The sequence below is a fragment of the Brevundimonas sp. Root1423 genome (genome assembly GCF_001426805.1).
Genome location: NZ_LMFL01000011.1, coordinates 43589 through 54724 on the forward strand (window position 1 = coordinate 43589; position 11136 = coordinate 54724).

The window sequence follows — 11136 nt, forward strand, 5'->3', positions numbered from 1 at the left end:
TGCGAACGCTTGATGGCGCGGCCCGTTCACTCTTCCGCTCATCCCGGCGAAAGCCGGGACCCAGTTCTGTCCAGCTTGACGCCGGTGTCAGAGGACCGGCGAGCCGAGATCCTCGGCCCCGCTGCATCACCCGCAGCACTGGGTCCCGGCTGTCGCCGGGATGAACGGAAGACTATGCGGAGAAAAAACTGCGCCCCTCATGGGCCCGCAGCGGCGTCACCACCTCGGCCAGAGGCTCTTCCGCATAGGGCCTTCGGGCCAGCAGGTCGCCGTAGACGTCGAGATAGCGCCGCGCCATGGCCGTGGCCGAGAAGCGCAGGTCGAACCGGGCCCGGATCGCCTCGCGGTCCAGCAGATGCGCCCGCCCGGCCGCCGCGACGGCCTGTTCCAGCGTATCGACGAGGAAGCCGGTCTCGCCGTCCTCGATGATCTCCGGGGTCGAGCCGCAGCGGAAGGCGACCACCGGCGTGCCGCAGGCCATGGCCTCGATCATCACCAGGCCGAAGGGTTCGGGCCAGTCGATGGGGAACAGCAGGGCCTCGGCCCCGCCGAGGAAGGCGGACTTCTGGTGATCGCCGATCTCGCCGACGAATTCGACCAGCGGATTGGCGTCGACCATCGGCTTGATGACCGTCTCCCAATAGACCTTGTCGGCCGCATCGACCTTGGCCGCGATCCTGAGCGGCTTGTTCAGCTTGACGGCGATCTCGATGGCCCGGTCGGGCCGCTTCTCGGGCGAGATGCGGCCCAGGAAGGCCAGATAGCCCTGGGCCTTCGGCGAGAATTTGTAGGTCTCGCCCGGCATGCCGTGGTGCACCGTGGCCTTCCAGTTGGCCAGGGGCAGGGGGCGGCGCTGGTCGTCCGAGATCGAGACCAGGCCGAATTCGTTCCAGCGCTCGTACACGCCGGCGAGGTCCTTCAGGTCCAGCCGCCCGTGCAGGGTCGTGATCGTCTTGTCGGCGCAGCGCGAGAAGAAGGGGAAGTGGATCATGTCTGTGTGGAAATGGATCACGTCGAAGTCGTCGGCGCGCTTCAGCACTTCGGCCAGCATGGTCATGTGGGCGGCCAGGTCGGACTTGAGCGGGGCCGGATCCAGACGGATGGCCTGATCGCGAACGGGGATCAGGCGCGCCCGCGTCTCGGCGTCGGCCGAGGCGAACAGGGTGACGTCATGGCCGAGGTCGACCAGGGCGTCGGTCAGGTGCGCCACGACGCGCTCGGTGCCGCCGTACAGCTTCGGAGGCACGGCCTCATACAGGGGGGTGACCTGGGCGATCTTCATCTCGATGGTTCCGTCGGCGCCCCGGGGCCGGGGGCGCTCCTGTATCAACCATCGGTCAGGTGGACGGGTTCCGTCCGAAAGAAGCGAATTTCGCGTGTCTTCTCTGTCGGTTACCGCACCCAGACGATCGGTCGCAGCCTATTGCATCCCCGCGCGGACCTCGGCCCGCAGGGTATCGATGGAGCGCAGCCCCTGGTCGGTCTTGAAGCGCCAGTAGGTCCAGCCGTTGCAGGCGGGCGCGTTCTCGAACAGGGCCCCGAGCTTGTGGATCGAGCCGCTCATCTCGCCGGCCACCAGCGAGCCGTCGGCCCGCACCCGGGCTTCCCGGTCGCCGCGCGGGCAGTAGAGCTTGTCGCCTGGCGACAGCAGCCCGGCCTCGACCAGGGCCCCGAACGGCACCTTCACCTCGGCCCGCTTCGAGCCCATGACCACCAGATCCTCGGGCGCGGCGGGGATGACCGCCTTGATCCGCTTCTCGGCCACCTTGGCATAGGTCTCGTCGCGCTCGATGCCGATCCAGCGCCGGCCCAGCCGCTTGGCGGCCGCCCCGGTCGTGCCGGTGCCGAAGAAGGGGTCCAGCACCACGTCGCCCGGCCGCGTCGCCGCCATCAGCACCCGGTGCAGCAGGCCTTCGGGCTTCTGGGTCGGATGGGCCTTCCGGCCGTCGGCGTCCTTGATCCGCTCCTCGCCCGTGCACAGGGCCAGGGTCCAGTCGGACCGCATCTGAACGTCCTCGTTGAAGGCCTTCAGGGCGTCGTAGTTGAAGGTGTAACGCTTCTGGTCGCGGCTCCGCGCCGCCCAGATCAGGGTCTCGTGGGCGTTGGTGAAGCGCGTGCCCTTGAAATTCGGCATCGGGTTGGACTTGCGCCAGATAATGTCGTTCAGGACCCAGAAGCCCAGGTCTTGGATCGCCGCGCCCAGCCGGAAGACATTGTGATAGCTGCCGATCACCCAGATCGAGCCCTCGGGCTTCAGCACCCGGCGGCATTCCGTCATCCATTCGCGCGTGAAGGCGTCATAGGCGGCGAAGCTGTCGAACTTGTCCCAGTCGTCGTCCACGGCGTCGACGAGGCTGTTGTCCGGCCGCAGCAGGTCGCCGCCCAGCTGCAGATTATAGGGCGGGTCGGCGAAGACCATGTCCACGCAGGCGTCCGGCAGGGACCGCAACACCTCGATGCAGTCGCCCCTCATGACGACGTCGGTCTTCAGATCGGACATGGAAACGCGGCCCCGTACAGCTTGAGGACCGATTGGTGAATGAGCGCGGTTAAGGGCGGTTTAAGCGACCCATCGTTCTTCCTCCCCACTTCGGGGGAGGGAGTTTGCATAAGGGGGCCGCGGTCGGTCCTTGGATTGGCCGCGATCGTCCTTCATGAGGAAAGCGCGCTCGTGGCGCGTAGAGAAACACAGGGCCGGAAGCGGCCGGACGTCAGGAGACCAGGCATGCGCAACTTCAATCCCGCGCCCCTTATCGCCGTCGCGACGATCGTCGCGTTCGCCGCCGGACCGGCCGCGGCCCACGCCCGGCTGGTCAGCGGGACACCGGCGCCCAACACGACTGTGTCCGCGACCCGGACGCTGAGCCTGACGTTCAGCGAGCGCACGGTTCCCGCCTTTTCCGGCTTTGATGTCGTCAATGCAGCGGGTGACAAGGTCGCGGTCCGGACCGCAGTCGCCGAGGACGGCAAGACTCTGACGGGGGTCCTGACGCGCCCGCTGGCCGCCGGGGCCTACCGCGTCGATTGGCGCATCGCGTCGCGTGACGGGCACCGCATGACGGGCTCCTATACCTTCACCGTGCGCTGACGCTGTGCTGGAAGTCGCGGTCATCGCGCTTCGCTGGCTTCAATACAGCGGCGCGGTCGTCCTTCTCGGCGCGCCGCTGTTCCTGCTCTACAGCTTCAGGGATTCCAACGGGCCGAGCCTCGTCTGGGCGCGCCCCACGCTGATCGTCGCGGCGAGCGTCGTGGTCCTGGGATCGCTCGCCGCCCTCGTGGCCCAGACAGCGGTCATGGCGGGGTCGTTGAGCGAAGGGCTCAAACTCGCTTCGCTGTCCTTTATGGTCACGGGCATGGCCTTGGGCATGGCCATGGTCGCCCGGGCCGTTGTCGCCGCGTTCGCACTGCTCGCGATCATCGTTCTCAAGCCGGGACGGGCGCTCTGGACAGTGCTGTCTACGGTTGGAGTGGTCGCATCCGCCAGTTTCGCCTGGACGGGTCATGCCGCCGGGACGGAGGGGCCGGGCGCGCTGCTGCACCTGACCGCCGCCGTAATCCATGCCGTCTCCGCTGCTCTGTGGCTGGGCGCCTTGATGGCCTTGACCATCCTCCTGCTGCGCCGAACGGCCACGGACGACCCGGAGATCCATCACGCCCTGCGCGGGTTCTCTGGCTGGGGGACCCTGGCCGTCGCCCTGCTGGTGCTGAGTGGGCTGGGGAACAGCTGGTTCATGATCGGACCTGAGCGCGTCACGGGCCTGGGAACCAGCCTCTACGGCCAACTCCTGATCGCCAAGCTCGCCCTGTTCGCGCTGATGCTCGCCATTGCAGCGACAAACCGCTTCCGCCTGACCCCGGCCCTGGGTGTGGTTCTGGGGCGGGGCGAGAATCCGCGACAGGCGCTCCGCCGGCTCCGGCTCAACATCATCGCGGAGACCGGGGTCGGAGCCGTGCTGCTCGCCGTGGTCGCCGTCCTGGGCACGCTCGCCCCGCCGTCATCCATGTGAAGCGTCGAATGCGCCTGACCGGCCGCACGCGGCGGCGCGTTTCGGCCGGAGACCTCACTGAGGGTTCAGGTCACCACTCCCGCCCCGCTGATCCAGACCCGCCACATCCGCTCACGGTTTGTTACAGCCCCGGCCTCGCCTTCGCGGGCGCAGCACGTTAGTCAGGCGGGATACGACCAGGGCTCAGGGACCATGCGATGACTCAGTGGGTGTACGGCTTCGGCGGCGGTTCCGCTGACGGCGATGCGTCGATGAAGAACCTGCTCGGCGGCAAGGGCGCCAACCTGGCCGAGATGTCCTCGCTCGGCCTGCCCGTGCCCCCCGGCTTCACCATCACCACCGAGGCCTGCGTCCACTACTATTCCAACGGCCAGACCTACCCCGACGCCCTCGCCGACCAGGTCGCCGCCGGCCTCAAGAAGGTCGAGCAGGTCGTCGGCAAGACCTTCGGCGACGCGAACAACCCGCTGCTGGTCTCGGTCCGCTCGGGCGCCCGCGCCTCCATGCCGGGCATGATGGACACGGTCCTCAACCTCGGCCTCAACGACCGGACGGTGGAAGGCCTCGCCGCCCTGTCCGGCGACCGCCGCTTCGCCTTTGACAGCTACCGCCGCTTCATCACCATGTATTCCAGCGTCGTGCTAGGCCTCAGCCACGACGACTTCGAGGAGGTGCTGGACGACCACAAGGACCGTCTGGGCGTCACCATCGACACCGACCTGACCGCGAAGGACTGGGAGAAGGTCGTCGCCGACTACAAGGCCGTGGTCGAGGACCGGCTGGGCCAACCCTTCCCTCAGGACCCCAACGACCAGCTGTGGGGCGCCGTCTCGGCCGTCTTCGCCAGCTGGATGAACGACCGGGCCAAATTCTATCGCCGCATGCACGACATTCCCGAAAGCTGGGGCACGGCGGTCAACGTCCAGTCGATGGTGTTCGGCAATATGGGCGACACCTCCGCCACCGGCGTCGCCTTCACCCGCAATCCCTCGACGGGCGAGGCCAAACTCTACGGCGAGTTCCTGATCAACGCCCAGGGCGAGGACGTCGTCGCCGGCATCCGCACGCCCCAATCCCTGACCCGGGCGGGCCGCGAGGAGATGGGCGAGACCGCCCCCTCGATGGAAGAGGCCATGCCCGAGGTCTTCGGCCAGTTCGTCGAGGTCGTCGGCCGGCTGGAGACTCACTATCGCGACATGCAGGACATCGAGTTCACGGTCGAACAGGGCCGGCTGTGGATGCTGCAGACCCGCAACGGCAAGCGCACCGCCAAGTCGGCGCTCAAGATCGCCGTCGATCTGGCCGCCGAGGGCGTGATCTCGGAGGAAGAGGCGGTGTCGCGCGTCGAGCCGTCGGCGCTGGATCAGCTTCTGCACCCCACGCTCGACCCGAACGCGGCCCGTCATGTGGTCGCCGCCGGCCTGCCCGCCTCGCCGGGCGCGGCCACCGGCAGGATCGTCTTCGACGCCGATGAGGCCGAGCGGCTGAACCAGCTGGGCGACGCCGTCATCCTGGTGCGCGAGGAGACCTCGCCCGAGGACATCCACGGCATGCACGCGGCGCGTGGCATCGTCACTGCCCGCGGCGGCATGACCAGCCACGCCGCCGTGGTGGCGCGCGGCATGGGCCGCCCCTGCGTCTGCGGCATCAACGAGCTGTCGATCGACGACAAGGCCGGGACCTTCACCGCCCGCGGCCGCGTCTTCAAGGCCGGCGAGATCATCACCATCGACGGGTCGAAGGGCGAGGTGCTGGACGGCGCCGTGGCCATGATCGAGCCCGAGCTGACCGGCGATTTCCAGACCCTGATGGCCTGGGCCGACAAGGTCCGCCGCCTCAGAGTCCGCGCCAACGCCGAGACCCCGCTGGACGCCCGCACCGCGCGCGGCTTCGGGGCCGAGGGCATCGGCCTGTGCCGGACCGAGCACATGTTCTTCGACGACGCCCGCATCGCCGCCGTGCGCGAGATGATCCTCGCCGACGACGAGGCCGGCCGGCGTCTGGCCCTGGCCAAGATCGCGCCGTTCCAGAAGGCGGACTTCGTCGAGCTCTTCACCATCATGGCCGGCCTGCCGGTGACGGTGCGCCTGCTCGACCCGCCCCTGCACGAATTCATCCCCCACACCGACGCCGAGATCGACGCCCTCGCGGTCACGCAAGGGTTGGACGCCGCCAAGCTGAAGCGTCGGGCCAGGGAGCTGCACGAGACCAACCCCATGCTCGGCCACCGCGGCTGCCGCCTCGGCGTCGCCTATCCCGAGATCTACGAGATGCAGGTCCGCGCCATCCTCGAGGCGGCGCTGGAGGTGAAGCAGACCGCGGCCGAGGCCCCCATCCCCGAGATCATGCACCCGCTGGTCGCCCTCGGACTGGAGATGAAATACCTGCGCGAACTGACCGACCGCACCGCCGAGGCCGTCTTCGCCGAGGCAGGGGATCGCGTCGACTACCTCGTCGGGACCATGATCGAACTGCCCCGCGCCGCCCTGCGCGCCGGGGACCTGGCCGAATACGCCGAGTTCTTCAGCTTCGGCACCAATGACCTGACCCAGACCACCTTCGGCATCAGCCGCGACGACTCCGGCCGATTCCTGCAGGCCTATATGGACAAGGGCATCTTCGAGACCGACCCGTTCGTCCGCCTCGATCAGGACGGCGTCGGCGACCTGATCCGCATCGCCGCCGAGCGCGGCAAGGCCGCGCGTCCGGGCGTCAAGATGGGCATCTGCGGCGAACACGGCGGCGATCCGTCCTCGATCGCCTTCTGCGAGGAGGTCGGCCTCGACTACGTCAGCTGCTCGCCCTACCGCGTGCCGATCGCCCGACTGGCCGCCGCCCAGGCCGCCCTGCACGCCCGCGCCGGGACGGAGCGCGAGAAGGACCGCTGAGCGAGCAATGTTCGCGTCGCCATGAATCTGTCCAGCTTGGGGTAACGCGGTCTGTGCCTCGCGTCACACAGTTGTCGTTATGTATTCGAGCGCCACTGGAACGCCGCCTTCGGTCGCCCATTTGTGTCCTCGCTGGATGGGGCTGGCAGCCGACGGTTGCCGCATCTAGAGGATACAAGAAACAATGCGTAACATTCTTCTCGCCACTGCCGCTCTTACTTTGCTCGCCGCGCCTGCCATGGCGCAGACCATCTCCAACCCGCAGGTCACCGGCTCGATCGGCTACACCCAGCTGGACGGCGACAACGCCGACCTGGGCGCCGTCACCGGCCGCCTGAACGCGAAGTTCAACCGCTACGTCGGCGTCGAGGGTGAAGCCTCGTTCGGCGTCAAGGACGACGAGATCACCGTTGGCGGCGTCACGGGCGACCTGTCCCATGAGTACGACGCCGCGGCCTATGTCGTCGGCACCCTGCCGATCAGCCCGAATTTCGAACTGTTCGGCCGCGTCGGCTACGGCACCACCTCGATCAAGGCCGACGTCGCGGGCTTCACCTCGACCTCGGACGGCGAGAGCGTCAACTACGGCGCCGGCGCCAACTACTTCTTCGACGGCCGCAACGGCGTCCGCGCCGACTGGACCCGCCGCGACTTCACCGACGACAACGGCGGCGAACTGGACACCTACGGCCTGAGCTACGTCCGCCGCTTCTAAGCGCGGGAAGGGCCGATACATTTCCGCCGCGACAAGCAAGACATCGCGGCGGAGACATCCGCGACAAACGGGATAACCGCGACAGGGGTGATCCCATACAAGGAGGCCCGCAACGATCCCGTTGCGGGCCTTTTGTAATCCTGAAGCGAGACGCTCCTACACGACGCCCGGCTGCAGCGCCCAGCGCATCGAGCCTTCGCCGAACGGCTTGAAGAACAGGTCGCGGTATTTCTCGAACACCTCGACGATGCGGTTGGCCAGGTCCTGGGCCACGGTCTCGCCGCGCTGGCGCTTCATCGCCGCCACGCACTGGACCACGTCGCGCTGGTGGGCCGAGCCGCCCATTCGTTTGAGCACCGCGGCGATATCCTGCGCCAGCGGATCGACCTGCGCGGCCCATGGATTGGTGTTCTGAGTCATGCGGGACGCCCCCTTGTTCTCGACACTGGCGAACCGGTCGCAAAATCTTCCGGTGGATGCAAGCGTGGCCGCGAATTCGTGATCGAGGCGAGATCGGGAGCCGTCGAGGCCGAACCGCGTTCCGAAGCCATGCCCCTGCACCGACTCGCTCCCTTCGCCGTCCTCGTCCTGGCCGCCTGCGGCCCGTCCGAAACCAATCCGCCGACGGATCCCGCCGCGCCCATCGACACCCCCGAGGCGGAGGCCCCGGCACCGACCCCGCCGCCGGGCGTCGGCGCCATCATGCCGGGGTCCGGGCCCCAGACCTTCGTCGGCCTCTGGGCCGCAAACGGGCGCTGGTGCGCCAATCCGCGCGGCGCGGAACGGCCGATCGAGATCAGCACGACGCGGTTCGAGGGCTACGAAAACAGTTGCGGCATCCTGTCGATCAGCCAGGTGTCGGACGGCTATGAAGCCGCGCTGGCGTGCGCGGCCGAGGGCCGGACGTCGGCCGAGCGTGTCCGCATGGCCGTCCAGGGCGACGCCATGCGCCTGACCTGGCTGAACCGGAACGACGCCGCCGTCAGTCTGGTGCGATGCCCGACGCCCGGGGCGGTGAAGCCGCCTAGTTGAACAGGAAGTTCATCACGTCGCCGTCCTTGACGACGTAGGACTTGCCCTCCGCGCGCAGCTTGCCCGCCTCCCGCGCCCTCGCTTCGCCCTTGAGCGCCACGAAGTCCTCGAAGGCGATCGTTTCGGCGCGGATGAAGCCCTTTTCGAAGTCGGTGTGGATGACGCCGGCGGCCTGGGGCGCGGTGGCGCCGATCGGAATGGTCCAGGCGCGCGCCTCCTTGGGTCCCACCGTGAAATAGGATTGCAGGCCCAGCAGGGCATAGGCTTCGCGGATCAGGCGGTTCAGGCCGGGCTCGGCCAGGCCCAGGCTCTCGAGGAATTCGGCCTGTTCCTCGGCATCCAGCACGGCCAGCTCGGAATCGATCTTGGCCGAGATGACGACCGCCTTGGCGTCGTCCTCGGCGGCGCGGGCCGCGACCAGGTCGGACAGCTCATTGCCCTTGTCGGCCGAGTTCTCGTCGACGTTGGAGACATAGAGCGCGGGCAGGGAGGTCAGCAGCTGCAGCATGTGCCACGCCTTCTCGTCCTCCTTGTCGACCTTGACCACGCGGGCAGGCTTGCCGGCGCGCAGGGGTGTCAGGGCCAGGTTGATCAGGCGCAGCGTCGTCTGGGCCTCCTTGTCGCCGCCCTTGGCCTTCTTCTCGACGTTGACGACCCGCTTTTCGAGGCTTTCGAGGTCGGCGAGCATCAACTCGGTCTCGATGATCTCCAGATCGCTGATCGGGTCGATGCGGTTTTCGACATGGGTGATGTCGTCGTCGACGAAGCAGCGGGCCACGAAGGCCACAGCGTCGCAGTCGCGGATATTGGCCAGGAACTGGTTGCCCAGGCCCTCGCCCTTGGACGCGCCGCGCACCAGGCCGGCGATGTCGACGAAGGTGATCCGCGACGGGATGATTTCCTTCGAGCCCGCGATCCCGGCCAGGACTTCCAGACGCGGCTCCGGCACCGCCACGTCGCCGGTGTTCGGCTCGATGGTGCAGAACGGATAGTTGGCGGCCTGGGCCGCCGCCGTCTTGGTCAGGGCGTTGAACAGGGTGGACTTGCCGACGTTGGGCAGGCCGACGATCGCGACTTTAAGAGCCATGGGCTTGGACGAGGTGGCGCGGGAGGNCAGAACGGATAGTTGGCGGCCTGGGCCGCCGCCGTCTTGGTCAGGGCGTTGAACAGGGTGGACTTGCCGACGTTGGGCAGGCCGACGATCGCGACTTTGAGAGCCATGGGCTTGGGCGGTTCCTGAAGCCTCGTCGGCGGGGGGACGCGCGGTCCCGTCCGCGAGAGGCGGCAAAGCGAAGTGGTGAGCGCGAGCCTTTAGCCGGTCGCGTCCTGTTTGTCAGGTTCGGCGTCAGGAACCGCTCTTCGCGGCCGCGTGATCGTATTCCGACGTGGAGGGCTGGCCGACGGTCGCCGTGACCTCGACCGGGGCGGCGCTCCCGAAGATCAGCTTCAGGGCGACGGTGTCGCCCGCGACCAGGGGCTCCTTGACGCCCAGCAGCATCAGGTGATGGCCGCCGGGCTCCAGCGCCGTGGCCTGACCCGCGGCCAGGGGCAGGCCGTCCCGCAGCTGCTGCATCATCATCATATTGCTCTCCATGCGGCTCTCATGGATCTGGACGATGTTGGCGTCAGGGCTTTCGACCGAGATCAGCCGGTCCGGGCCGCTGGCGGTCAGCGTCATGTAGCAGCCGGTCATCTGGCGGCCCTTCGGCGTGGGCCGGCACAGGGCGTCGGCGACCTGAACCGTCGGCGCGCCGGGCTCGGGCGCGCGCTCGCCGGAACCGCAGGCGGCCAGGGTCAGCAAGGCGACGGAGATCAGGGCGCGGTTCATGGGAGTTCCTTCAGGGCTCGGCGCGGTCTATCCGCGCCGGCCCCGACGGACAAGACGGTGCGTCTAGTCGTCGCCCCGCGCCGCCTGGCGCGGGCTGAATTTCGGCGCCGGGGCCAGACGCATCACCTCCGCCTGATACCGCTCGTCGTCACCGGCCAGGGCGAAGGGCAGGGCCTCCGCGACGGCGGCCAGCATGGGGTCCAGCCAGACCCGGTCGGCCTTGTGAAAGTCCCCGAGTACGTGCGGCATGACCAGATGGCTCTCGCCGGGGTGGCCCACGCCCATCCGCCCGCGGCGGAAATCCGCGCCCAGATGGCTGATCATCGAGCGGACGCCGTTCTGGCCCGCCGCGCCCCCGCCGGTCTTCATGCGGAAGCGGCCGGGCGCCAGATCGATCTCGTCGTGGAAGACGATGACCCCGGACGGTTGGACCTTGTAGAAGCGCGCGGCCTCGCCGACGGCGCGGCCGCTCTCGTTCATGTATGTCTGGGGCTTCATCAGCAGGACGCGGACGGCGCCGTTGGCCGTCGCCACCTCGCCCTCGCGGATCACCGACTGGAATTTGGCTCGTTCGGGCCCGAACTTCCAGCGCGAGGCGATCTCGTCGGCGGCCATGAAGCCGATGTTGTGGCGGTTGCCCTGGTATTTGGGGCCCGGATTGCCCAG

At 68.2% G+C, this 11136-nt stretch carries 11 protein-coding genes and 1 pseudogene; 5 read left to right on the forward strand and 7 right to left on the reverse strand.

The window, feature by feature from the left end; translation table 11 throughout:
* Positions 1-172: 172 nt before the first annotated feature.
* Together ASD25_RS07155 and ASD25_RS07160 are read right to left on the reverse strand one after the other, a co-directional pair.
* Complete coding sequence (locus ASD25_RS07155) at positions 173-1282, reverse strand: glycosyltransferase family 4 protein (RefSeq protein ID WP_055831562.1); 1110 nt, start codon at positions 1280-1282, stop codon at positions 173-175.
* Between the two features lie 138 nt (positions 1283-1420).
* Positions 1421-2500, reverse strand: a complete 1080-nt coding sequence (locus tag ASD25_RS07160; protein WP_055831561.1) for a site-specific DNA-methyltransferase — start codon at positions 2498-2500, stop codon at positions 1421-1423.
* Positions 2501-2725: 225 nt separating this feature from the next.
* On the opposite strand from ASD25_RS07160, the gene copC reads away from it, so the two are divergent.
* The 4 genes from copC (at position 2726) to ASD25_RS07180 (ending at position 7610) form a co-directional block, all read left to right on the forward strand.
* Complete coding sequence (gene copC, locus ASD25_RS07165; protein ID WP_055831560.1) at positions 2726-3088, forward strand: copper homeostasis periplasmic binding protein CopC; 363 nt, start codon at positions 2726-2728, stop codon at positions 3086-3088.
* A gap of 4 nt (positions 3089-3092) precedes the next feature.
* The gene (gene copD, locus ASD25_RS07170; protein ID WP_055831559.1) at positions 3093-4007 is read left to right on the forward strand and encodes a copper homeostasis membrane protein CopD; all 915 of its coding nucleotides are present in this window, start codon (positions 3093-3095) and stop codon (positions 4005-4007) included.
* 197 nt (positions 4008-4204) lie between these two features.
* A complete protein-coding gene (ppdK, locus tag ASD25_RS07175; protein ID WP_055831558.1) occupies positions 4205-6895 on the forward strand; it encodes a pyruvate, phosphate dikinase in 2691 nt (896 codons plus the stop codon).
* 184 nt (positions 6896-7079) lie between these two features.
* Complete coding sequence (locus tag ASD25_RS07180) at positions 7080-7610, forward strand: porin family protein (protein ID WP_055831557.1); 531 nt, start codon at positions 7080-7082, stop codon at positions 7608-7610.
* Between the two features lie 156 nt (positions 7611-7766).
* Here the strand turns inward: ASD25_RS07180 and ASD25_RS07185 are convergent, their stop codons facing one another.
* The gene (locus ASD25_RS07185; protein ID WP_055831556.1) at positions 7767-8030 is read right to left on the reverse strand and encodes a hypothetical protein; all 264 of its coding nucleotides are present in this window, start codon (positions 8028-8030) and stop codon (positions 7767-7769) included.
* A gap of 129 nt (positions 8031-8159) precedes the next feature.
* Between ASD25_RS07185 and ASD25_RS07190 the strand changes: the two genes are divergently transcribed.
* Complete coding sequence (locus ASD25_RS07190; RefSeq protein ID WP_156377007.1) at positions 8160-8642, forward strand: hypothetical protein; 483 nt, start codon at positions 8160-8162, stop codon at positions 8640-8642.
* Here the strand turns inward: ASD25_RS07190 and ychF are convergent.
* The 4 genes and pseudogenes from ychF to pth all read right to left on the reverse strand — a co-directional run.
* Complete coding sequence (ychF, locus tag ASD25_RS07195) at positions 8635-9729, reverse strand: redox-regulated ATPase YchF (RefSeq protein WP_055831554.1); 1095 nt, start codon at positions 9727-9729, stop codon at positions 8635-8637. The genes ASD25_RS07190 and ychF overlap by 8 nt on opposite strands.
* 27 nt (positions 9730-9756) lie before the next feature.
* Positions 9757-9863: pseudogene (locus ASD25_RS30225) on the reverse strand (GTPase); the annotation flags it as partial.
* 124 nt (positions 9864-9987) lie between these two features.
* The gene (locus tag ASD25_RS07200) at positions 9988-10470 is read right to left on the reverse strand and encodes a copper chaperone PCu(A)C (protein WP_055831553.1); all 483 of its coding nucleotides are present in this window, start codon (positions 10468-10470) and stop codon (positions 9988-9990) included.
* 63 nt (positions 10471-10533) lie between these two features.
* The coding region (gene pth, locus ASD25_RS07205; protein WP_082572252.1) for an aminoacyl-tRNA hydrolase at positions 10534-11136 on the reverse strand (603 nt) is incomplete at its 5' end.